Raw genomic sequence first — 23,288 nt, 5'->3', positions numbered from 1 at the left:
CCACTGTCCGAAACAATAAAGTGCAATGTCTATCATGGGTTACGTCGTCTGGTGCTACTGGCTGGCTAGGGGGTTTTATTAACGTAATGGCCGACGGCGGTAACGTCCTGCCTGAACAGAGATTATGTGCCCTGAAAGGTCATCAGGCGAAATTGCTGACCAAAATTTACGAAACAAATCGAGAATAGCAGCAGGATGATTATTAAAGGGCCTTATCAATACCAACCCTTCAGGTAAAGTGGTTACTCCCGGTATGGGAAAATCAAGATCATGAGTAATAATAATGCGATGTTCTTTGGCAGCTAGCTCCCAAAGAACAAAATCATTTGCTCCTGATAACGGTGAATCACGAACAATTAGCGCGTCATGACCGAGATCGAGCAGGAAAAGCCCAATTTGGCGAGGTACATTTTCATCAACCAGGAAGCGCAATAACTCGCTCCTCAGCAATTATATCAGCAGCATAAGCTAACGCAGCATGTACTTGCTGGTCTGTAATACCATAGGCTTCGGCTACTTCTAATACCGTGGCGCCGTCGGCTAATGCGCTTACTATTACATGTATCGGAACGCGTGTACCTTGAATGACGGCGTGTCCTCCTTGAATAGCAGGGCTTGCTGTGATCATTTGTTCCATTCTTATCACCTTACCTTCTTTCACTTAAATTAAGTAATTTAAACCCGCTCGTTTAAATTAAGTGATAATGAATTTAGGTTACCCTTTTATTGTAAACCGTAAATATATCGTTAAGCAATGATCATACCATCCTCGTATCTACGCTACCCGCATAATTTCCCTCACCGTAGTTCGATATTCATCAGTTCGAGCGCGCCAATTGGGTTTATTCCGGGCATAATAGCAGTTTACAGACACCGTAATGCTGTTAATGCTACCAAGGCGTTCGTCTGCAAGTTACTGGCAAATTACAAGAGTGCCGACCCTAATAATACTTCGCGTGGTTTAGCTCCATCAGCCGGTCCAACAATACCTTCACTTTCCATACGCTCAACTAAACGAGCCGCACGATTATAACCAATGCGCAATCGCCGCTGAATCATTGAAATAGAGGCTTGGCGGGTTTCGGTAACTATTGCTAAAGCTTGGTCATAAACTTCATCATCAATATCACCACCATTTGCAGTGTTGGAATCTCCATCGCTTACACTATCACCTCGCGGCTGCAAAATTGATTCATCATACTCAGGCTTGCCTTGTTTTTTCCAAAAAGCTACGGTGCGATTAATTTCTTCGTCAGATACAAATGCACCATGTACACGCACCACACCACCAACACCGGGCGATAAATACAGCATATCACCACGACCTAAAAGATGCTCAGCCCCATTGCTATCAATGATGGTGCGTGAATCGTGTCGTGAAGCCACCTGAAAGGCGATACGCGTTGGAAAATTGGCTTTTATGACACCAGTTAACACATCAACCGAAGGTCGCTGCGTCGCCAAAATAAGATGAATGCCAGCTGCACGTGCCATTTGGGCTAAACGCATGATTGATGCTTCAACATCGCGTGAAGCTACCATCATTAAATCAGCCAATTCGTCGACAATAACTACGATATATGGCAATGGCCGTATTTCGCGTGGCTCTTCATCTTCGCTTTTTGCAGGAAAAGTTGGTTTTTCACCCCGAGCAAAAGCAGCACGCAAATTTTTATTGTAGCTATCGATTCCACGCACGCCTGCATCGCTAAGTAATTGATAGCGACGTTCCATTTCTTCAACTGCCCAACGCAACGCCAGCGCGGCCTTTTTAGGATCGGTAACAACTGGTAGCAACAAATGTGGAATGCCCTCATATACTGACAACTCAAGCATTTTCGGATCAACCATAAGTAAACGCACATCATCTGGAGTTGCACGAAATAAAATACTCATGATCATGGTGTTGATACTTACACTTTTACCAGCACCAGTTGCCCCTGCTACCAATAAGTGAGGCATACGCGCTAAATCCGTCGCATAAGCACCACCTTCAATATCTTTGCCTAACGCCAGAGTTAACGAACTCTTTGATTTATTAAATGAATCGTGAGCAATAATTTCTTTAAGAAATACCATTTCCCGAGTGTCATTAGGTATTTCTATACCAACCGCGCCTTTGCCCGGAATTGGTGCGACAATACGCACACGCAAGGCCTCCATACTCATGGCTAAATCATCAGCAAGTGAAGCAATCTTTGATAATTTGATGCCAGGAGCCGGTACATATTCGTACATAGTAACGATTGGGCCAGGTCGGATCTCACGCACATGACCATCAATACTATAATCTTTAAGTGTCTTGGTTAATCTCTGGGCATTCTCGCGTAGCGCTTGCGGATCAAGTGGTTCGCGCACAGTTGCTTCAAAGTCAAGCAAAGAAGTTGAGGGTAAAGTATAAATTTGCTCATTCGTCTTTTTCTCAACTGTTGCCTTATCAACTGCAACAATAGCCTCGGCATTTAAATCATGACGCACATTAACAATTTGCGGCTCAGCATTTTGTGAACGTTTTATTACTCTTTTGGGTGTTGGTGGTGATTCGGTAGTCGTATTGCTTAATGCTTTGGGATCACATTTTTGATTATCTATTTGATCTTTTAAAATGTTAGTGGCGTTATCAAGCTCAAAATTTGGTAGTACCCCAAGTTCAAAACTTTCTTCTTTTTCTAAGTCAACATGTTTGCTTAACGACAAGGCTGGTTCTGCCATAGGTTTAAGCGCACGTTTACGTACGTTTTTAAACTCTCTTTCGGCATCGCGTTCTGCTAAAGCGACTGCATGGGCTCGAGCTTCTTCAAGACTCTGTTGACGTTTTTCTTGGCTAGCAAAATGCAAATCACCGATGGTCCAATCATTAGCAGTCGCAAACTCTTCAGTAGCCTTACTTTTTAGTTCAGCTAATTTTTCTTGCCGTCGTCGCCTTCTTTCTTGCATGGTTAAAATCAGCAATTTAATGCGCCAAAAGGCAATTTTTGCCAAATTAACGCCGCGTACACCTAAACCAGCTAGAATTCCTTCAATTGAAATTGCTAAGGCTATTAAAACAAAACTCGCGGTAGCAACGATTGAGCCTATTAATGCGATCTTTTGCTGTAAAAAATCTCCAAGCAATGCTCCAAGTAAACCACCAGGAGGATAAGGAAACGCCTGGTTATGCAGTGCCAAATGCGCCATGGTGCCAACTGAAATTACCGTCAACACAAGCCCAAAAAGCTCGCGCCCCCCTGGCCATACTCGTTTTGCTGTCAATGCTCGCCAGCTTGCTAGAAGTAGGCCAACCCCAAAAGCATAGGCACTAACACCTACTAATTGAAGTAACAAATCAGCCCAGTAAGCCCCTGCTGGCCCAATCCAATTCTTGACTACTGAACGATTACTAGCATTTAGCGAAGTATCACCAGCATTATAGCTAATTAGCGCAAAGACACTAAGTACCCCGAGACAACCAAGCAAAACAGCCACAACTTCATGTGGCACTCGTTTAGTGGTCGGTTTTTCATGACGACTTTCAAGCGGTCGTTTTTTTTGTTCGCGACGTCGATTGGCCATTAAAATGGCCCCTTTCGGACTATTAAACTACCTGTACAGCCTTTAGCACCACGCTAAATATTAATAGTTAACCTAGGCTGTAGCGGCCTTGACGTCAAAAATTATGCGTATTTGCAAATGCTGGTTGACACCAACGCAAGAGGGCACCTATATGGCCTCAAGCTGCTTGTTGTTCACGAGGCCAATGCATGAAGATCTACAGACGGGTAATTCCTAAAATCGCTAAGGACGTTATTCGCGCCCTTTTGGCCGGCCGTGCTATCGAGGTCGAAGACGGTCATCGTGATGAGGCTGAACTCGATGTCGCCGGCATTATCGTCGATTATATGGACGCTCTTGATAAGCTTAAGCATGATGCTCTTGACGCACTACAACGTCATAAGTTACCTGCTGATATGCTGGGCCGCGTCAAACAAAGTCTTGCCCAAAATCGCAAAATAGTTACTGGTGAAGGGGCTTTTGAACACATTGTTAATCGTGTGATCGAGGGTTTATTCGACTCAAAACATATTGAAGAAATTTTTGTCGAAGACCACGAACTTCGTAAAATTGTACAAGTGGCCATCCAGAAGTATCTTGGTGTTGATGAAGAACTTGACCGTGAAGTACGTGGCCGATTGAAAAACCTGCGCGAAGGTACCTCTGAGTGGGAGGTTGAATACGGTCGTCTCATTGAACAAATGCGCAGCACTCATGTATTATAACTATATATTTTGTACAAGCTTTTTAGCTCAAATCTCATACCCTGCTTGACACTACGCTCGGCATCTATATAGCTAATGCATGTCTGTTAGTATGCTTAAAGAACAATACCGTCGCTGTTGCCAAATCCTTATAAATGCCATGCTTAGGCATGGGGGGTTTAACGTCTTAATTTGTATTATTAGTTTAAATTTAATAACTAGTTGCGCCAGTAATATCAGCGAAGCCAACCTTGCCAATGCTCGTATTCATTATGATATCGGCGTCTCTAACCTTGAGCGCGGCGATTTTCGCGGAGCCTTAAGTGAGCTACTAATTGCTGTTGATTTAAATCCTGAAATGCCACAAACCCATAATGCTCTTGGGTTGGTTTATCACGCTTTAGAAAAAAGTAAAGAAGCTCTCGAACATTATGAACGCGCCCTTGAGTTAAAGCCCGATTTCTCTCAGGCTCACAATAATTTTGGCATATTATTAATTGATCTCGGTCGATATGATGAAGCAATTGAGCATTTCAAGAAAGCCCTAAACGATATTCTCTATAACACGCCATCGTTAGCTGAAGGCAATATGGGTTGGGCCTATTATAAAAATGGAGAAGTCGACAAAGGGCGAATACATTTACGCAATGCCATAGCTCAAAGTCCCAAATTCTGTCGTGGTTATCTCTGGCTAGCTCAAATAGGTATAGATATTGGTGATAGTGCTGATGTTATTGTAAATGCTCGTCGATTTGATAAGCACTGCCTTAACAACGAAAACAATCAAAACTCACGCGAAGCTGAATATATACGTGAAATGCATTATTACCAGGGATTAGCTTATTTAAAACAAGACGACCGTCAGGCCGCTCGTCAAAGCTTTGCTTCTTGTGCTACAACCGAAAGCAATAGCAAATTTGGCGTAAAATGCACTCAATCTCTGCGTTCAGTTGAGTAGCGCGATATACTCTGCGAAGTTTAGGTAAAATATGAATCGACGCATACAACAGCTTTTTGCAATTGTGCTTCATATTCGCAATTTTGGTGATGCCCATCGCATTATTGAGGTACTCACTGCCGAAGAAGGTCGTATTGCTATTGTTGCTCGTCATGCGCGCAACTCAAAAAAACGTTTTGCTGGTGTGCTGGATTTATTTGCCAACATTGAAATTGAAGTAACTCCTACCAATAAATTATGGCGACTTGAGTCTGCTCGCCAAATACAACCACGCTTGGGCCTGCGTACTAGCCTACAACGTTTGATTGGTGCTGGTATGTGTTGCGAATCCGTACGCTTGTTAGTTGCTGAGCATCAAGCGGCACCTGAAATTTATCAAGCTTTAGCAGATGCACTTGATTGTCTTGAAGCCGGTGATTTTATTAGGGCCTCAAATTTTTATCCATCTTTGCTCTGTGCAAGTGGTATCACCCCTGACTTTAGTACTTGCACTTGTTGTGGTGATACATTTTTTAAAGCCATAAGTTTCGATTGCAAGTATGGCGGCATCGTCTGTTCGCGTTGTGCCCCAACTTTACGGCCTTTACCCCCTGGCGTAGCGGCTGCCTTTAGTGGCACTGGTTGCCCTGATATTCATAGTGCTAATGCATTAGTTGACTGCGCGTTAGATTGGATTGAATCTCAAACTGGACGCCCGCTAACCTCACGACGAGTAACTTTAGAATATAACCACTCTTTTTTAAACTCATCCGGCCACAACCACGCCTAAACTCATGATTATTGCCGCTAATGTTTCATCACCATTTTCTTCACTGCAACCTATCGTGCGTTTAGTTAATGCATTTAGTGAGCCCTATAATAATGCGATTGCTACTGCTCGCACTTGTTATTGTACGCGAGTAATTACCAGTAATGATGTACAACAAGATGAGACCGCACGCGCTCAGCGCGATATTATCGCTCGTAGTACATACACCGCTGGTCATCATACCACTCTGCAACATGCAGCATTTCAATTCATTATTGAAAATGTATCACGACAATTTGTTTGGTCATTTTTGCATGCGCATCCATTTTATAATTCAGAGCAAGTCAGCCAACGCTATGTAAAAGTTCAACCAGATCGCTTGCTGATTCCACAATTACCCGCCCGTGAAGCAGAATTTTATCAACAAACAGCAGCAGCACAAATGCTCTGTTATCGAGAGCTTACTGAAATATTAATTGAACCGACGGCTAAGGCTTACTTTGATATATTTCAAGCGCGCCAAAAACAACGCGAACAATATTTACCGGCAATCCGAAAAAAAGCACAAGAAGTTGCGAGATACGCTCTGCCGGTTGCAACTTTTACGCAACTATATCACACGGTCAGCGGCTTAACGCTGCATCGTTATCATCGCTTATCACGTATGCTTGATGTGCCAAATGAAACCCGCATCGTTATCAATGCCATGATTGATGCAGTTAATGAGCATGACCCTTTGTTTTTTTCATATATTGAAGATCCTCTTGAACTTGAGCAAACCCACGAATATGCCCTATTAAGCTCTTTAGGTATTACAACACCAAACAGCAATGCGCATCTGTTTTGTAAAAGTTTTGATGCTGATTTAGGCGAATTTTCTTCGCGCTTACTTGATTACCAAAACCATGGAGAAAAGCTTTTAGCCCAAGCGGTACGCACTACTATAGGTTTAAATGCAACGCAATTATCGGATAGTGACGCTATTGCTTGGGTACTATCGCCAAAACAAAATCCCTATTTAGGTGGTGCACTTAATCTTGCTAGTATTGGCAAAGTTACTCGTTCATTAATGCACCCGCATTATACTTTTTTAAAAAAACTATCGCATGCTGCAGATTCGCAGGATCAACGTCATCGGATGACCCCCGGTTCAAGACCAATACTTTCTACTCAATATCGCAGCGGTACCCCTGATGTAATACTTCCGACGCTGATTGCTAATTTTGATACTGCTCATGACCGCTTTATGCAAACTATGCAACAAACTTGGCAAGCTATTGATAAGCTACTTGATGCTGGCGTTACTCCTGAATTTGCTCTTTATTTATTACCTAATGCATTTCCTATTCGCTTTATTGAATCTGGTGATCTCGCTGCTTGGCAACACAAATGGTCAACTCGATTATGCTACAATGCGCAAGATGAAATTTGGCGAGCTACTGTCGATGAAGTAAAACAAATCCGCGAGCAGCATCCTACTATCGGTCAATATTTAGGACCACCTTGCGCTACTCGCCAACAAACCAATGTTAAACCCTATTGTCCCGAAGGTAGCCGTTACTGTGGAGTTAAAGTCTGGCAGCAAAACCTCAATGATTATAACAGAGTTATATGAGCCAGATAAAAAACGCCAAACGTCTATGCGTATTTTTACTGCAACTAGGCGGACCTGATAATTACACCCAAATAAAACCTTTTTTACAGAATCTTTTTGATGACATATTACCAGGGCCAAAATTTTTTAAAACCAAACTAGCTTCATTTATAGCAGCTTACCGAACCCCAAAAGTAATACCTCTTTATCAAGCGATTGGTGGCGGTTCTCCCATTGGTGCTAACACCATGGCGCAAGCTTTAGCACTTGAAAAACATTTAAAACTATTAGGATTTGATGCTCGCGTATTGGTTACGATGCGCTATAGTGAACCGCGTGCCAGCGTGGCGCTGCAAGAGGCAAGAAAATATTGGTCTGATGCAACTTGGGTAGTTCTACCTCTATATCCGCATTACGCCTTTGCTACTACACGTTCAAGTATTAATGAATTAATAAGCCAATTAGCCACTCAAGAGTTAAATCGTTTAAAAATAATTAAAGCATATCCTACTATTAATGGATTTATAAACTCTGTTACTGATAATATACTTAAAACGTTAGCCAATATTCCAAATCGTTTAAAAGATACGACAGCGCTGATATTCTCAGCTCATGGCATTCCGCTATCATATGTCAGGCGTGGTGATCCCTACCCACGACAAATAAAGCAAAGCATAAAAGCTATATCTGATAAATTATCGCTCCCTAATCCAATATACTTATGTTTTCAAAGTCGCGTCGGTCCGGTCAGTTGGCTTAAGCCATCCACCCGAGAAACTATTATAACCTTAGGCAAACATGGGATCACTTCGGTATTAGTAATACCGATTTCGTTTGTCAGTGAACATTTAGAAACTTTGTATGAGCTTGATATAGAACTGCAAAACTTAGCTACCGATGTTGGGATCAAAAATTTTTACCGCAGCCCTACACCAGCGACTCACCCAAATTTTATAGCGGCCTTAGTGGAGTTGGTAAGTTCAGTTACCAAAAAAATATCTAGCGCCGTTCACTACCAAATAAACGTAAAAGCATTAGGAACAAGTTGATAAAATCAAGGTAGAACATTAAAGCACCGCGCAAAGCGAGATTACCGGTTTGGCCGCTAGTGCGATAAAGTTCGCGCAGGCGTTGATTTTCATAGGCGGTAAGCCCTGAGAAAATCAGCACCCCAGCATAAGTTGAAACCCAATAAATTGCTGGGCTTTGCATAAAAATATTTACAACTGAGGCAATGATTAAACCAAAAAGGCCGACCATCATAAATCGACCCATGGCGTTTAAATCACGTTTAGTTGTCGCCCCATAAAACGACAGAGCCGCAAACGCGCCGGCGGTAATTAAAAATGTTTGGGCAATTGAACTTTGCGTATAGCGTAAAAAGATGGCTGATAAAGTAACCCCGGTAAGCCCTGAGTAAGCAATAAAAATCAAACCAGCGATTGCCGAAGAAACTCGCATGGCTAATGGTGTAAATGCAAAAACCAACCCTAGTTGTGCAAACAACAAGCCGTAAAACACCATAGGATTGCCAAAGATGGCATTTACTGCAGTTTCTGAGTTGGCGACATAAAAGGCGGTAAAACCTGTGACCGCAAGACCAAAGGCCATCCAACGGTAAACTGAACCCATAAATGCTGCTACTTCGGCTGCCTTAGTTTCTTGGCTGGCACGAGTACCGACAGTTTGAAAAGTATGTAAATCAGCCATTTGTTATATCTCCTAGATTACAACTTATGCACGCAAGTCTTAATCACGCAAGATCAAGCTAGGGGGTGTCCCTATTATTCCTTAAATAAAATTAGGTACGATTTTTTTTAAATCAAGAATAAAAACTAAGATTAACAATTAAAGCATAATTAACTCATCATCTTCAGTTATTTCAATGGGTTCCATCTCTAGCATTTGTTTGGTCTTTTGTAAGCGTTCTGCTGTTATCGACGATAATTGCTCTTTAAGCTGGGGATAACGCGCCAACATCGCAGTAAAATCTTTTTTAGGTAAAAATAATAAATTTCCGTTAGTTACTGCAGTGCATGAAGCTGTAGTTAAAGATGATTGTAGTAATGAAATTTCACCAAAGACATCGCCCTCATGCAAGGTTGCCAATATTAATTTACTGCCATCATCTGCAAGTTTGCTAACTTCGATCTGTCCTTTAAGAATTAAAAACAGACCCTGACCTTCTTCGCCTTCAGTAATTATTTTATTACCCGCAACCAATGGATAACCTTTAAATTTTCGAATAATTTCATTGCGCATCGGACGAGGAAAAGGCTTAAAAATAAGGCTTGTTGCCGTAAGATTTGCCAAAAATCGCTCATGGGTAAAATCTTTTAGTGCTTGAGTAACACTAACTAGTTTCTGAGCTTGGTTTTCTAAAGATGCGCGTTTAAGTTCAAGCAGATCACAATCCTCACTAGCAGTAACTGTTGCTGTACGCGGTGCTTTTGAAATAAGGGCCATTTCACCAAAAACTGCACCACTTTTAAGATGCGCAAGATTACGCACCCGCCCACCAATATTGCGACTTACATCAACCGAACCTTCAGCAATAATATAAAAAGAATCACCCGGCTGACCTTCAGTGATAATAGCATTACCTTTAACAAAACGACGTAAAATCAAGCTATTTAATACTGATTCAAAAGCATCTTCTTTTAAAAAACTAAATAATGGAATAGCCGGCAGCGCAGTCGGATAACCTTCAGTATAATTTATCTCAACGCCTTCATTTGCTGCTGCTACCACTAGCTCAGTTCCGATTAGCCCATTAAGTTCGCCGGCAATATCATCTTTAGCTATTTCTTGGTGTTGGTAAATTTCTGTTACTTCGTCAACACGATCAGAATCTCTTGCATATAACTGCGCTAGTACTTCGATAGCCTCTATTTGCTTAGGATCTAAAGCACTTGCCATTTTTATTGCCATCAAACCAATTAAAGGCTGACCGACCTTAATGGCATGCCAAGCAATAGATTTATAGATCTCTAACGAAGCCGCCGAGGCTTTAAGATTTAATAAGGTATCAGAGAGACGAAACCGTGCCCGTAAAAAATGTGGCACTCCCCGAACTACTCGCAGGTAGTTACCCAAGGCTGCGATATATTTACCTTCACGTAGCTCGTCTTCAGCTTGCCTAAAAATAGTCAAAGCACTATCGGCCATAGCTATAACTCCTTATCGAGCTAAGCTTATCAATAGCAGCATCAGCAATGATATTGCTGCTTAAACTTACATTTAAGTCGGCTTAAGCTTAGGTTCACCAATACAACGGCAAGTACCTTTGGCTTCAAACATCTTTTCGATAAAAGAACGTAATAAGCCGAGATCATTGGCGTGAGTTTCAAGCAAATTGCGCTCATTTTCAGGTAAAACCGAAAGTTTTAATGCTACTACAGCCCTAACCGTGCGATCTGCATCAATACGAAAGTTAGAAATTCGGTAACAACTCATTTCTTTAAAAGCTCGTTGTACCCATAATTTCATATTGTGCTCATCAAGACCTATAGCTGCACGGTCTTTTACTTGAATTTCAACTTCACCCTCTACAAACATGACGCTCTCCTAAAAGATGCCATTTAAGATAGACTATCGTAACCACTATTAGGGTATAGATACAAAAAAACGACTGTTTTTTTAAACATAGCTGACTTAAGCTGCTTGCCGCAAGATGTGGCGAAATAAGTCCAGCATCCGGCGGGTTCAAGCCCCTCCGCTACGACTAATGGATTTGTTTCTTTTATAGTATTTCCTGGCGCGGCAGCTCCAGGAGAGGATTGAATAGTTAGAATAATAATTTTTATATTTGGCTCTCTGGTCGTATAACCAGTACTGAACAATGAGCCCCGCGGACCACGCGTTCAACAACTGATCCCATTAAAAAGCGGGTAATCCCGCTACGGCCATGAGTAGACATCACCATGAGATCATGCTCTTGAGAAAGTTTTATCATTTCATCAACTGGATCTCCGGTTAACACCTCAATCTTTATTGAATCTTTTGGTGTTTGCAATTCTGCCACCAAACTTTGTAATTGCTCTTCGGCTGCCTCAGTAATACGTACAATTTCTTGAGGTTGTTCAACGTAAGTAAAATCAAGTACGGCTACCCCAACAATAGCATGTACATGCAAAAGCGTGAGCGTGGCATTGTAACTCTGACATAACTCGTCGGCTGCTCGCAGGGCTCTACGTGACTGTTCTGAAAAATCAATAGGTACCAGTACGTGCTCAAACTTCATGATTTAGCCTCCGGCTATAAGCTAATAGCGCGCAAGCTTTATAATAGCACGATATACGTCGTCACTTTGAGGAAGAATTGCATTTTCTAGGGTGGGATTATATCCTACAAAAGTATCTAAAGAAGCTACGCGTTGTACCGGTGCATCAAGATATTCGAATAATTCATCAGCAATACGAGCGGCGATTTCAGAACCAAAACCCCAACTACGACAGTCTTCATATACAACTAAAGCACGATTTGTCTTTTGTACACTTACCGCTATAGCATCCCAATCATATGGAGAAAGAGTACGCAAATCTAAAATCTCTACTTCGATGCCTTCATTGGCTGCAAGTAGCGCAGCATCAAGTGAGCGTTTTACCAAGGCACCGTAAGTTATTAAAGTAAGATGTTTGCCGCTGCGTAGTGTTGCTGCCCTGCCAAAAGGAATCATGAAATCAGGTCCAGGATTAGCAGCGCGATTATAAGTCTGGCGATAAAGATGTTTATGTTCAAGAAATAGTACTGGGTCATCGCAACGAATAGCTGTACGCAATAAACCATTAGCATCAAGCGCGCATGAAGGCATTACCACGCGTAGGCCTGGAATATGCGTAAAAATAGCCTCTCCGGTTTGCGAATGATAAACCCCGCCACCTTTTAAATAACCACCATATGCTGCTCGCACTACTACCGGCGCAAAAAAGGCATTATTTGAGCGCCAACGCAATAATGCTAATTCACCACGCAGTTGCATCATCGCTGACCAAATATAATCAAAAAATTGAATCTCAACGATCGGTTTTAAGCCCCTTATGGCCATCCCAATTGCTCGACCAACAATATTAGCTTCAGCAAGGGGTGAATTAAAAACACGTTGACTACCAAATTGACGTTGCAAATTGGCAGTGGCTTTAAACACTCCTCCCTTTCCTTTGGTTTCTTTAAGAGCTATTGAACGTGAAGCATCAGCTACGTCTTGGCCAAAAACCACAATACGTTGATCGCGCGCCATTTCATCACGTAAACACACATTAATGAGATCAACCATGGTTTGATCTTGACCATTGCTCAAAGCAACTGAAGCAAAATTATCACTGGTTGGATCAATTTTAGGTGAATAAACATATAAACTTGCAGTTTCAGGTCGAGGTGCTGGTGCTTGTACCGCCGCATTACGCGCGGCTTGCACATCTGCTTCTACTTCTTGCTCAATTTTATTAAACTCATCTTCGGTAATACCGTGTTTGTTTTGTAGAACTCTACGATAGCAGATCAAGGGATCTTGTTGCGTCTGCTTTTCTATTTCAGCCGCGGTTCGATATAGCCGCTCGTCATCACTCATAGAATGTGAGTATGGTCTTATAACATGCGCATGCATTAACACCGGACCACGACGAGTACGGGCATGATGGACACCACGTTGCCAAGCTTGATAACTCGCTTCGGGATCACAACCATCAAATTCAAGACGTAATAGATTAGGATACCCCTCAAGTAACTTGGTAATTGAGCCACCAGCTGTCTGAACCTCTATCGGTGTTGAGATAGCATAACCATTATCTTGAATATGGAAAATTACCGGTAATTTAGCATTACATGCCGTATTTAAAGCCTCAAAAAATTCACCTTCACTGGTCGAGCCTTCACCACCGGATACATACGTTACTTCATCACTAACCCAACAGCCATTATTTACCAAAGGGGCAAGGTGCTGCCAAATACGCCCACCTTCAGCACAACCAGTAGCATTTAAATATTGAGTACCCACAACACTTGAACTTGAAATAATGTTAAGCTTAGGATTTCCCCAGTGCGAAGGCATCTGTCGCCCACCAGAACCTGGTCCGGCAGCGGCACCAAGCAACTCTAAAAACATATCGTAAGCAGTAACTCCTAGACCTAAACACAAAACTCGATCACGATAATAGGGAATAAACCAATCATGACCAGCACGTAAAACTAATGCTGCTGCTGCTTGAGTAGCTTCATGACCAGCACTGGCTATTTGGAAAAAACCAAGATTCTGCTGCTTAAGCTGCATTTCAATATCGTCGATGCGTCTACTTGTATACATCGTACGATAAATAAATAATCTTTGTTTGGTAGTAAGAGGCGATGGAATAAAATTTAGGTGACTGCCTTGATCTCTTCGCGGGCTTTTATCTAAAACTGCTGCGCGTTTAACTTTAAAAGCATAATGAGATAATGGTTGTTGTTTAGCTTCACGCTTAACACTTTGACTGTCATTTATGCTACTAGGCAAAGTATTATCACCTTTTGTGTTTTGTATATCTGTTGCACGCAATGTTGTAGTATCTTGCGTCAAGTGGTTTTTTTTATGATCAGTGCTGAACCTGTCCATGGTGGCAAAATAATAGCATATGCTAAAAAGTAGAAGGGTCTAAAATGCAATTAACTTGTAAACACTGCGTCAAAATTCGCATAACTAGCTAAAACTTTTATAACTCAGTAAATGTCCTTTACAATAAAATTACCATGCAGAGACCAATTGCTTATACAATATTTATAGCCTGTAGCACTTTTTTGCTTGCTTGCAACCCTCTACCACCTGAACGATTGCTCATTCATGCAGGACGTTTGTTTGATGGTAGCGGTGGCCCAGTTCTTAAAAATATGCAGATTGAAGTGTACCGCGGGCTTATTGTTAATATAAAACAAGATGACCATCAAATATTTAGCAACTCATCTAATACAAAAATTATTGATGCCCGTGAGGCCACAGTGATGCCGGGAATTATTAATACTCAATTAGATCTTACTTATAATTATCAAATTAATGAACCCGGTGATTTTTATACGGCAATACAAAACCTTAATTTGTTTATCAATAGTGGTATTACTACTGTAGCTGATCGCGGTACTTCTTTAGCTATGGCTTTAGGGCTGCGACGGTATGTAGGCACCGGACGCGGTCGTGGGCCACGTTTATTAGTAAGTGGCTCAACAATACACACATATGAAATCAGCAATGCAAATTTGAATGATCGCAGTACTGTTACTTGTTTAGCTACAACTAAAAACGAAAATAAAAAAAATATTGATACCTACCAAATGCAGATTCGTCAGTTAGCTGTTGCTGGTGTTGATTTTATTAATTTTACTAATGTTCCAAAGCATAGCGATGCCACAAAATCGCCACAAATTATTCATGATTGCTGGTGCAATATTATCAAAGAAGCTCATATACAAAAATTATTAGCTTTTGTTGAAGTATCTAATGAGCAAGAGCGTACGATCGCCAATAAATGTAAAGCAGATGTTATCATATCTAAACCAAATACTAATTATCTAGCCTACAGCGACACAGCCACAAAAAAGTTCCATAAACAACCAGACTTAGTATCGATTTTATTACATGATAAAAATATTGACACTACATCTCCTAATGTTGCTTTAACAACGATAACCCGTGATAGTGCAAAATTATTAGGCTTAGGTGATGCATTAGGACGTATAGCAATAGGCTACCGGGCAGATATAATTGTGGTTAAAGGTAGTCCGGATAGCGATTTAACCAAGCTAAAAAATATACAAATGGTTATTATTGATGGCATAGTTCAACCAACATCTGAGTCTATTTCAACATGGTGGGCCACAATTTCTGCGGCTTTCTATGTCATTTGGGCTTGGATTGGCATCTGACTTTAGATTATTCTAAAATAATTTCAGGAGTGTACGATCGTTGATAATTCCACTAATCAAAAAAATCCTTATTATACCCTGCGTTGCACAATCTCAACGAGGTTTATTGCATCATTTTGGTCTTGTAATTTGTTGTTTTGTATTTATATTTGCTCCGTTATCTTTAGCTAAAGCTCAAGAAAACCAAAATTCATCTTCTGCAAATACCATAACAAATAATAGCGACAACCAAAACGAACTTGATAAACCGGTTACAAATGAGCCACCAGAAACAAATAGTCCGGCTAGCCCACAACCTAGCGTTCAAGCTGCTAAAGATTTAACCACTAATTTAATCGAGCCAATAAAAAAACCCGAACCCAAAAGTCCAAATTGGTTTTTACCGCAATCGACGGCTAACAATTACCTGCCGCAAATTAACTCGCTTACCCAAACTAGTTTTGCTGCCGCTGCAAAACCATGGGCTAACGGGCAAGATACCTGGACTTTAATGCCCCGCAAATTAATAAACCGTAATTTACACTCTCAACTTGAATTTGAACCATATCGCTTTGATTCACAACTACCATATTTCGCTTTAGCTGCTGATGCCTCTATTGGTGCTGAAACTACACGCAAGCGTACCGATCTTAGTCGTTACCATGGTTTTTTTGTGATTGATACCTACGCTGAAATCGAAGCGATGAATACTATCGCGGTTAATTTAAATCTCGCTATGTTTAATCCAAGCGCCAGTGATGGTTATCGTTTTTCTAGCCAGGTACTACCCGGCGCTGCTCTACACTTGCACCGTGATTTGTTTGATATTGCAGGTAAACCACTACATATTGAATTTATTGCTCCCGATCTCGACTTAGTAACTATCGGTACCGGATTGCTAATTGAAGAAGTTCCGCTTGAAGGTTTTGCTATTGGCCTGCAACGTGGCGATATTGAATGGCGCACTACCTTTGCAGGACGGGTTTTCTGGGCTGATGATGACTTTATTAATTCTACTATTAATATATTTAATGGCGCTTTTGGTATCGGCTTTTCGCGTTGGCTAACAGAGACAGAATCTGCTGCTCTAGTATATCCATTAGATGAAACTTCTTTGCAAAATGAGACCACGGTTCTGTACAAAACAGCTAAAGCTGCGGATTATCTTTCTGGGTTTATTAAAATTTCTCCACTACCTTTTATGCGCTTATTAGGAGAATATGGCGCGCATTTACGCTCACCGCTAAAGAGTTCACGACAAGCATTTATGGTGAGGGCTGATTTAATGCCGCTTTCATTAAATCGCATTAATTTGCATATCGGTTATCAATTTCGTTTTTACAACAAAGGATTTGGCCCCCGCAAACAACTGGTAACCCTAAGCACAGCACCAAATATGCCTTATCGTGAAAATGCTTATGTAACCAATAGCTTTGAATATCTCGGTGTTACCTCTAATTTTAGACAATGGTCTCATACAGTAATGGGTGAAGCAGAAGTTGCTTTATTTGCTCATGTTACCGCTTTTGCCTATGGCGAATTTTGGCAGCGTTACTTAGAGAGCCGACGTGATAGTAAAGAGCCTGTGCTTTTTATACGACGTTTTGGTCGTGCGCCAGGTATTGCTTCTGATTTTTATTATCGTGCAGGTTTTCGTATATTTCCGTGGCCTAATCTTCCAAATCGCCTTAGCGTAGCAATTACTAATAAGCTTGTCGCTTCAGGTCTAACTGCACAAAACCCCAATTCTGAGCGTTTTGTAAATCAAACAGTACTCAATTTTGCAGTCGAGGTATTTCTGTGAAACGTGCGTTGCTCATTCTATTTCTGGCATCGCTTCATGCATGTGAGGTTGGCCAAATTCGTCATCCTCGTCCTTCAACGGTTCCGGTAGTAATTATTGGTTCACGTTCTTATACACCAGCGGCACCTCTGCGTTATGCTGTCATTTTTAATTATCCTAGTTCTTTTAAGGTTACCGATGACGGCCCTGCAACAATAGAAACGATTATGCAAGTTCCACTAAATACACCTGACATTGATTGGGAAAATTATGTTACCCCACTTGAAACTGCGATTTTACCAACTCGTACTAGCATAAATATATATCGACCTCGCATAGTAGTTTACGAAGATATCGATGAATCTGGTGATTTTTTGCCCACTTCTATATTGCATGGTGTTGATCGCATCGTAGCTATTGATAGCTCTGTTGGCTTGCCTGCGGTAGCGGTTATTCCCTATTTAGATAAAGTGTTAAAACGTATGACTCTTGAAGAATCTGCCGCTTTTTATGCTGCAAGTGGTAATCTTTATACTCCTTTTATTAGAGTATTAGCTGCAAATGGTTATCTCGAACTATTAGAAGCTACTGATGATAATATAATACGTCTTGACCTCTCTGATTCACCTATACCGGCAGAAAGATTTGTGTGTAATCGTAGCGCAGTTTATCTATATGGCAATCCACTTACACCATCGAATGATTTGGTTATTAATGTTGATAATACTCTTGATGCCACTGCCATATGTGGTGCAACGATTCCTTCTTGTATAACTTTAAACTTTTCAGATACCGAGTCTCCAAATTTAAATATTTACGACACTCAAGCCTATCGTCGCGTTGTGCAATGTCGTATGACCGAAAATTTTGAAGTAATTAATATTCAATCAGCCGAATTAAACTGTGTTGACTGTTTATGCAGTTATAAAACAACTGCACAATCTTACTTCGCTAAAGCTAACGAAGTGCCCGATTGGTGGCCTTGCGGTGATCCTATTTCTTATTGTGATTCAAACTTGCCACTTTATAACATCGACGCTTCTTGTGAATAAAAGTCAGCCGTTAGCTAGCTCTTCAATATTTAAGTGGTCGATTCGCTCTACCCAACCAAACAAATCTTCAATGTCCCCATGTTGAATGGCTGTGATAAAGTCATATAAACGCTGGGCTAGCGGACCAGTTTTATTGTTGCTGACCAGATATTCGCTGCCGCGGTAGCTAAACAAACCAACTGGTGAAATTACCGCCGCTGTACCAGTACCAAAGCATTCTTGTAAATCACCCGATTGCGCTGTTGCAATTACTTCATCAATTGATATCGCGCGCTCAACCACTTTTATTCCCCAATGTTTAGCGATAGTAATAACTGAATCTCGTGTTACTCCTGGTAAAATGCTACCTTCCAATGGCGGCGTAATTAATTCATCTTTAATGACGAAAAAAATATTCATCGTACCAACTTCTTCAACCCAACGCTGCTCTATGGCATCAAGCCATAACACCTGGGTAAAACCTTTGCTGGCAGCCCGCGCTTGGGCTCGCAGTGAATGGGCATAATTTGCTGCGGTTTTAACTGAGCCTAGCCCGCCTCGTACTGCTCGAACATCTTGATCTTCGACTAAAATACTAACTGGTGCAAAACCTTCTCGATAATAAGCACCCACCGGACAAACCAACACATAAAATTTATATTCTTCGGCAGGATGCACACCCAAATAAGCATCTGTGCCAATAATATTAGGACGAACATAAAGAGAACATTCTGGATCTTTGGGAATCCAATCACGCTCAAGCAAAATTAATGTTTTAATGGCCCGGCCGAACATCTGCTCGTCAACGCAATCCATCATTAGCCTTCGGCATGAGGTACGCATACGCTCAGCATTCTTTTGCCAACGAAATAATAATATTTCATTACGTTTATTACAGTATGCCTTAAGACCCTCAAATACCATTTGTCCATAGTGCAAACACACAGAGGATGGGTCTAACTGCAAAGGACGATAGGGCTCGATTTTCGCTGACAGCCACTCACCTTGCTTATTGCGATCTATAATAAAAAAATGATCAGAAAAGACGCGCCCAAATGTTAAAGTTGAGTCATCAGGTTTTTTCTTTGCCTCACTGGGGCGTATTCTATGAATTGTTATAGTATTTTTGTCCATGTTGCTCTCCATATCATAACCTTATGGTACTATACACCGTCTTAATCTGAATCATATGCTCCTATAACTGCCATAGTGTGCTTCAAGGCAATATTCAATGATTCTCTCATTACGATTGAATGATTTCGCCTTATTAAGACCAAGATTATCTATTGCCACCTCGATCGCTTCAGCGTCTAAAACATCTGAAAATTGTCCGCTACGTGCCAAATAATGCTTCCCAGCAGCAATCATTGCGTCTTTGCTTACCAATCCTACAATTTCTGAACCGGTAACTTGCACTCCGTAATCTAAAGCCTGCTGTACACAGGTATCATATGCAATATGCAAAGGGGTACGAGTGATATCTAGTAAATTCATCGAAACCTGAGCACAACTATACTCTGGCGCATACCAACCTATAGCTTTTACAGATGGCAATAAACCCTCTTTATATTGTGGACTGCCGGAAGCATTTAAAATAAGGTTGCCCTCCAAACCTCGAAGTATATAACTTCGTTCGCGAAGATCTCTTGCAATTCGCCTTGCGATAACGGCATCTTGGGTATCGAGATTGATATTGTAAGCTATTAACAGCTTGCGGGCACCGACTATCGCAGCACCAGTTTTTGGTATAAATGTAGCTGGCCCAAAATCAGGCTGCCAGGCTTTGTCAAACAGCTTCTTGGCTAATCCTTCATATTCGCCTTTACGAATATCAGCAAGATTGCTTCTATCTGGTTTGCTTGCCGCCGCTTCATAAAGATAAGTCGGTATACCCAACTCATTGCCTAAACGCATTGCAATAGTACGTGCAATAGTTACACATTCTTCAATGGTAGTATTTAGCAATGGAATAAACGGCATTACATCTAATGCGCCAATTCGCGCGTGTGTACCGGTATGAAGCTGCATATTTATATTTGCAATTGCTACTTTTGCTAACTGCCAAGCCCCTTGTAGAATTGCATCATTAGAACCAACAAAAGTTATTACCGTACGATTAGCAGAAAAACCTGGATCAACATGTAACACTTTTACTCCTGGAACCGATGCTGCCGCTGCTGCGATACCTTGATATATTGCTGGATTTTGACCATCAGAAATGTTGGGCACGCACTCAATGAGCTTCACCAAAAAACCTCTCGCACATCGTCATAGAGTAAACTTGCATGCTTTTACTGCATTATTCGTAATTGGTTTTTGATATAGCTTGTCGAGTAACCTGCAGCAATAAATAATCAATCTATACTTTGCTACCTTTAATTATTTCTTGTTTCCTTATGTTCCTCGCTGTATCTCCTATCTGAAATTTGTGGCTAACGCTGCCCAATTGTTTAAAAAAAAGGCCATAAATATCGCGACTTCTTTTTTAATTTGCTAATATAATTTTTATATGGATGGTGTATTTATGGCCGAAAAACAAATCGCAGTAATGGCAGCAAGTTTTGCCTTTTCATTTCCGGCAAAAATGTTGGCACTAATTAAAAGTAATCTTAAATTTGGCGAAGTTGTGACTCAATACCCGACTATTGGTATACCCACCACTGAACAACGCCGACTGCAAAACCTACTTAGTCAATCACCACCATTTGGTTTGATTGGTATTTGTATTAGACCCGAAGCTACAATGATAGCAGAATATCGTGCCGCCAATATCCCTATCGTATTAATAGATGAAGAGATGAATGGCGCTGCGACTGTCACTACTGATAATTTTGAAGGTGGCTATTTAGCAGGTAAACATTTCATTAATTCTGGCCGTCGCAATATAGCCGTTGTTTCAGGTAGAACCAATATTGAGGGTAGCTATAATGCCACTCATAAACTTCAGGGTTTTTTAAAAGCTCTCGCTGAAAACGACCTTCACTTTGACCAAAATAATCTTATCGAAGTAACTGATTATTCATATAGTGATGGTGCCAAATCAATGCGTATTCTTCTTGATCAACGTGAAAAAATCGATGCAGTCTTCTCGGCTGCCGGAGATGAATGTGCGGTTGGAATCTTAAAAACTGCTCGCGAACGAGGTATTCACATCCCTTTAAATGTAGCTGTAATTGGCTATGATGACATAGAAATCGCCAAATCGGCTAACCCCCCGTTAACAACTATTAGACAACCATTATTTGAAATGGCCAGTGCTGCATATCGTATGGTTACGATTGCAGCTAATGAAACCTTAGCATTATCTACTAAAACATTATTTAGACCAGAATTAATAATCCGCGAATCTGCTTAACTTTTTAAACAAGTTAATAGCGAATATGGGTGTATTGTTATTTCGATTTAGTATTATTGCCACTTTTACATTCTGCTTCGTCTATTGCACTATTTTCTGCTGGTTGACCATCAATTGTTAATAAAGCAATTACACCAGCATCATCAATTAGTTCAAGTTCGGCTTCATCTGTTTGTTCTTCTTGGTTTTCTTCAGCGCCTAATGGTTCGATATCAGTGTCAGATATTTCCGTAGGTATGAGTGCAGCAAGACGCGTAATCTCTTCACGAGCCTCGATTAATTGTATGCGCGTTAATTCAAGATCTGCACTTACATGCAATAAACCCTGCTCATGAGCACAAGCACGCTCATGTTCATTTGCTAGTTCTGTTTCTAGATGTTCTTTCTGCTCATCTAATATTGCAACTTTAGTTTCTAAATCGGTTACCAATTGATACTCATTATAAAATTTTCGCTGCTTCTCTTCAAAATCTACCAGTTCTTGAGCCAACTCTTGGGCTTTTTGTGCTTGCTCTTGTTCACGTGTATCAAGCTTATTTTGAAAAGCATGCAATTCACGCTGACTATTTTGTAAAGCCGCACTTATGGCTTGTTCTCGTTGCTCAAATTCGCAACGCAACTGTTCGGCTTCCATAACTGCAAGTTCCTTTTCTTTTACAAGCTTTTGACGCGCAAGCTCAAACTGTTCTAGTTGATTTTGATATTCTGACTGTTCTGCAGAAAACGATGAGCGTGATTCATCAATAGCAGATTGCTGTAAACGTAATTGCTGTTTTTCAATTTCAAATTGTTGGACAATTTCATTTTGCTCTACGCCTATTTTATCTAATTCAATTTTTTGTTGTGCTAAATAATCTCGTTGCTTATAAATCTGCAATCTTTCTTGGGCTAATTCTTTACGCTCATCTTCAAGTTCTTGGCGTTCATTGCTTAAAGCTTGTTGTGCTGCGGTACTTGCTTGCTGCTCAATAACAAGATCTTGACGTTCACGTTCAATAGCCTTACGTGCGTCATCGAGACCTTCTCGCATTATTAATAGTTGTTCAGCAGTTGCTTCATTTTGGGCACGAATATTTTCTTGTGCCGCACCTTCTTTTAAAAACGCTTCGCGTTGAGTTACTAATGCCTGCGTCGCTTTTTCTAATTGCTTCGCTTCTGTCTTAAGCTTGCTACGTTCAGCGGCTAAATCGCTTGCTTCACGCACTGCTTCGTTTTGTGCAGCTACACGAGCATCTAATTCTGATTTTAATTGCTGCACTTGCGACTCAAGATCTGACGCTGTGGTATTAGCAATTAATGCTTGCTTTTCTGATTGACGTAGTGAGCCACGTAATTCATTTATTAACTTAGCGCTATCTTTATATGCCGCAGATTGCTCGGCAAATTCTTTTTCAATACGCGCTATAATATTTTGCTTTGTTTGTATGGTTTTGTGATTGTCTTCTTTTTCGCTTAGTAAATTTCGCACTTGACGCTTTAATTGACTAAGCTCATGCTTTGCTTCTTTAAGAGCAGCATCAAGTTTTTCGGCATTGCCAATCTCTTCGAGCTTTTGCGTTTGTTCTTTTTCTTGTTTTAACAACTCACGCTGCTGTACGCGTAAATTTTGGACATTCGCCTGCTCTTGCGCAACTAACTCGTCGGTCTTTTTCTTTAAATTTGCTGCTTGCGTATGTAAATCTTTTTGTTTATCGACTAATGCTGCTTGTTGTTTG

20 protein-coding genes are annotated in these 23,288 nt (G+C 40.9%); 9 read left to right on the top strand and 11 right to left on the bottom strand.

Annotated features, from left to right (window positions below; genetic code table 11):
- Positions 1-78: 78 nt before the first annotated feature.
- The 3 genes from JW841_13875 to JW841_13865 all read right to left on the bottom strand — a co-directional run bounded on the left by JW841_13875 (position 79) and on the right by JW841_13865 (position 3,552).
- On the bottom strand, positions 79-432 hold the full coding sequence (locus JW841_13875; GenBank protein MBN1962030.1) for a DUF5615 family PIN-like protein: 354 nt from the start codon (positions 430-432) through the stop codon (positions 79-81).
- Entirely contained in the window at positions 416-637 is a 222-nt protein-coding gene (locus tag JW841_13870; GenBank protein MBN1962029.1) for a DUF433 domain-containing protein, read from the bottom strand. Before JW841_13870 ends, JW841_13875 begins: the two co-directional genes overlap by 17 nt.
- A gap of 287 nt (positions 638-924) precedes the next feature.
- Positions 925-3,552, bottom strand: coding sequence for a DNA translocase FtsK 4TM domain-containing protein (locus tag JW841_13865; protein MBN1962028.1), 2,628 nt, complete (start codon positions 3,550-3,552; stop codon positions 925-927).
- Between the two features lie 188 nt (positions 3,553-3,740).
- On the opposite strand from JW841_13865, the gene JW841_13860 reads away from it, so the two are divergent.
- The 5 genes from JW841_13860 to hemH all read left to right on the top strand — a co-directional run bounded on the left by JW841_13860 (position 3,741) and on the right by hemH (position 8,584).
- Complete coding sequence (locus JW841_13860; protein ID MBN1962027.1) at positions 3,741-4,256, top strand: DUF507 family protein; 516 nt, start codon at positions 3,741-3,743, stop codon at positions 4,254-4,256.
- Between the two features lie 79 nt (positions 4,257-4,335).
- Positions 4,336-5,193: a tetratricopeptide repeat protein gene (locus tag JW841_13855; GenBank protein ID MBN1962026.1), complete on the top strand. Its 858-nt coding sequence runs from the start codon at positions 4,336-4,338 to the stop codon at positions 5,191-5,193.
- Between the two features lie 31 nt (positions 5,194-5,224).
- Positions 5,225-5,962, top strand: a complete 738-nt coding sequence (gene recO / locus JW841_13850) for a DNA repair protein RecO (protein MBN1962025.1) — start codon at positions 5,225-5,227, stop codon at positions 5,960-5,962.
- Positions 5,963-5,966: 4 nt separating this feature from the next.
- A complete protein-coding gene (locus JW841_13845; protein MBN1962024.1) occupies positions 5,967-7,556 on the top strand; it encodes an FAD-dependent thymidylate synthase in 1,590 nt (529 codons plus the stop codon).
- Entirely contained in the window at positions 7,553-8,584 is a 1,032-nt protein-coding gene (gene hemH / locus JW841_13840) for a ferrochelatase (GenBank protein ID MBN1962023.1), read from the top strand. The genes JW841_13845 and hemH overlap by 4 nt, the downstream gene beginning before the upstream one ends.
- Here hemH and JW841_13835 read toward each other — a convergent pair.
- The 5 genes from JW841_13835 to JW841_13815 all read right to left on the bottom strand — a co-directional run bounded on the left by JW841_13835 (position 8,535) and on the right by JW841_13815 (position 13,836).
- Entirely contained in the window at positions 8,535-9,245 is a 711-nt protein-coding gene (locus tag JW841_13835; protein MBN1962022.1) for a Bax inhibitor-1/YccA family protein, read from the bottom strand. The genes hemH and JW841_13835 overlap by 50 nt on opposite strands.
- A gap of 138 nt (positions 9,246-9,383) precedes the next feature.
- Positions 9,384-10,703: a cyclic nucleotide-binding domain-containing protein gene (locus tag JW841_13830; GenBank protein ID MBN1962021.1), complete on the bottom strand. Its 1,320-nt coding sequence runs from the start codon at positions 10,701-10,703 to the stop codon at positions 9,384-9,386.
- A gap of 72 nt (positions 10,704-10,775) precedes the next feature.
- Positions 10,776-11,093 carry a hypothetical protein gene (locus JW841_13825; protein ID MBN1962020.1) on the bottom strand — a complete coding sequence of 106 codons (318 nt, stop codon included), beginning with the start codon at positions 11,091-11,093 and terminating at the stop codon, positions 10,776-10,778.
- A gap of 244 nt (positions 11,094-11,337) precedes the next feature.
- A complete protein-coding gene (locus JW841_13820) occupies positions 11,338-11,778 on the bottom strand; it encodes a universal stress protein (protein ID MBN1962019.1) in 441 nt (146 codons plus the stop codon).
- Between the two features lie 21 nt (positions 11,779-11,799).
- The gene (locus JW841_13815) at positions 11,800-13,836 is read right to left on the bottom strand and encodes a dehydrogenase E1 component subunit alpha/beta (GenBank protein ID MBN1962018.1); all 2,037 of its coding nucleotides are present in this window, start codon (positions 13,834-13,836) and stop codon (positions 11,800-11,802) included.
- 470 nt (positions 13,837-14,306) lie between these two features.
- Here JW841_13815 and JW841_13810 point away from each other — a divergent pair, with 470 nt between their 5' ends.
- The 3 genes from JW841_13810 to JW841_13800 are packed head-to-tail and all read left to right on the top strand — an operon-like array spanning position 14,307 to position 18,239.
- The gene (locus JW841_13810; GenBank protein MBN1962017.1) at positions 14,307-15,425 is read left to right on the top strand and encodes an amidohydrolase family protein; all 1,119 of its coding nucleotides are present in this window, start codon (positions 14,307-14,309) and stop codon (positions 15,423-15,425) included.
- A 40-nt stretch (positions 15,426-15,465) separates the two neighbouring features.
- Complete coding sequence (locus tag JW841_13805) at positions 15,466-17,208, top strand: hypothetical protein (protein MBN1962016.1); 1,743 nt, start codon at positions 15,466-15,468, stop codon at positions 17,206-17,208.
- Entirely contained in the window at positions 17,205-18,239 is a 1,035-nt protein-coding gene (locus tag JW841_13800; protein MBN1962015.1) for a hypothetical protein, read from the top strand. The genes JW841_13805 and JW841_13800 overlap by 4 nt, the downstream gene beginning before the upstream one ends.
- 3 nt (positions 18,240-18,242) lie before the next feature.
- Here the strand turns inward: JW841_13800 and JW841_13795 are convergent, their stop codons facing one another.
- Positions 18,243-19,352, bottom strand: coding sequence for a branched-chain amino acid aminotransferase (locus JW841_13795; GenBank protein MBN1962014.1), 1,110 nt, complete (start codon positions 19,350-19,352; stop codon positions 18,243-18,245).
- Positions 19,353-19,403: 51 nt separating this feature from the next.
- Entirely contained in the window at positions 19,404-20,465 is a 1,062-nt protein-coding gene (gene ftcD / locus JW841_13790; protein MBN1962013.1) for a glutamate formimidoyltransferase, read from the bottom strand.
- A 262-nt stretch (positions 20,466-20,727) separates the two neighbouring features.
- Between ftcD and JW841_13785 the strand changes: the two genes are divergently transcribed.
- Positions 20,728-21,573 (top strand): substrate-binding domain-containing protein, encoded by an 846-nt coding sequence (locus JW841_13785; protein ID MBN1962012.1) that lies wholly within the window; start codon positions 20,728-20,730, stop codon positions 21,571-21,573.
- 37 nt (positions 21,574-21,610) lie between these two features.
- On the opposite strand, the gene JW841_13780 is transcribed toward JW841_13785, so the two are convergent.
- On the bottom strand, positions 21,611-23,288 hold a 1,678-nt coding region (locus JW841_13780; GenBank protein MBN1962011.1), incomplete at its 5' end, for a hypothetical protein.

The organism is Deltaproteobacteria bacterium (assembly GCA_016931625.1).
Taxonomy (GTDB): Bacteria; Myxococcota; XYA12-FULL-58-9; order XYA12-FULL-58-9; family JAFGEK01; genus JAFGEK01.
Note: the sequence above shows the minus strand (reverse complement) of the source record. Positions and strands in the feature narration are given on the sequence as shown.

What these genes read in the sequence shown, in the direction of transcription:
- JW841_13855 (MBN1962026.1), top strand. Translation starts at nt 4,336, where the DNA reads ATGTCTGTTAGTATGCTTAAAGAACAATACCGTCGCTGTTGCCAAATC.
- JW841_13870 (MBN1962029.1), bottom strand. Translation starts at nt 637, where the DNA reads ATGGAACAAATGATCACAGCAAGCCCTGCTATTCAAGGAGGACACGCC.
- JW841_13785 (MBN1962012.1), top strand. Translation starts at nt 20,728, where the DNA reads ATGGATGGTGTATTTATGGCCGAAAAACAAATCGCAGTAATGGCAGCA.
- JW841_13795 (MBN1962014.1), bottom strand. Translation starts at nt 19,352, where the DNA reads ATGGACAAAAATACTATAACAATTCATAGAATACGCCCCAGTGAGGCA.
- hemH (MBN1962023.1), top strand. Translation starts at nt 7,553, where the DNA reads ATGAGCCAGATAAAAAACGCCAAACGTCTATGCGTATTTTTACTGCAA.
- JW841_13820 (MBN1962019.1), bottom strand. Translation starts at nt 11,778, where the DNA reads ATGAAGTTTGAGCACGTACTGGTACCTATTGATTTTTCAGAACAGTCA.
- recO (MBN1962025.1), top strand. Translation starts at nt 5,225, where the DNA reads ATGAATCGACGCATACAACAGCTTTTTGCAATTGTGCTTCATATTCGC.
- JW841_13835 (MBN1962022.1), bottom strand. Translation starts at nt 9,245, where the DNA reads ATGGCTGATTTACATACTTTTCAAACTGTCGGTACTCGTGCCAGCCAA.
- JW841_13815 (MBN1962018.1), bottom strand. Translation starts at nt 13,836, where the DNA reads ATGTATACAAGTAGACGCATCGACGATATTGAAATGCAGCTTAAGCAG.
- JW841_13845 (MBN1962024.1), top strand. Translation starts at nt 5,967, where the DNA reads ATGATTATTGCCGCTAATGTTTCATCACCATTTTCTTCACTGCAACCT.
- JW841_13860 (MBN1962027.1), top strand. Translation starts at nt 3,741, where the DNA reads ATGAAGATCTACAGACGGGTAATTCCTAAAATCGCTAAGGACGTTATT.
- JW841_13825 (MBN1962020.1), bottom strand. Translation starts at nt 11,093, where the DNA reads ATGTTTGTAGAGGGTGAAGTTGAAATTCAAGTAAAAGACCGTGCAGCT.
- JW841_13865 (MBN1962028.1), bottom strand. Translation starts at nt 3,552, where the DNA reads ATGGCCAATCGACGTCGCGAACAAAAAAAACGACCGCTTGAAAGTCGT.
- JW841_13830 (MBN1962021.1), bottom strand. Translation starts at nt 10,703, where the DNA reads ATGGCCGATAGTGCTTTGACTATTTTTAGGCAAGCTGAAGACGAGCTA.